General features: G+C 57.6%; 1 rRNA gene. It reads right to left on the bottom strand.

From position 1 onward, the window contains the following. A 23S ribosomal RNA gene (locus tag ACQG3P_RS21700) occupies nucleotides 1-245 on the bottom strand; the annotation flags it as partial.

Raw genomic sequence — 245 nt, 5'->3', positions numbered from 1 at the left:
TGCTTTCCGCGGTTATCGCTTCCGAACATAGCTACCCGGCCATGCCACTGGCGGGACAACCGGAACACCAGAGGTTCGTCCACTCCGGTCCTCTCGTACTAGGAGCAGCCCCTCTCAACTCTCCAACGCCCATGGCAGATAGGGACCGAACTGTCTCACGACGTTCTGAACACCGCTCGCGTACCACTTTAAATGGCGAACAGCCATACCCTTGGGACCGACTACATCCCCAGGATGTGATGATC

It is taken from the genome of Stenotrophomonas sp. SrG, assembly GCF_050031795.1.
Lineage (GTDB): Bacteria > Pseudomonadota > Gammaproteobacteria > Xanthomonadales > Xanthomonadaceae > Stenotrophomonas > Stenotrophomonas rhizophila_A.
Note: the sequence above shows the minus strand (reverse complement) of the source record. Positions and strands in the feature narration are given on the sequence as shown.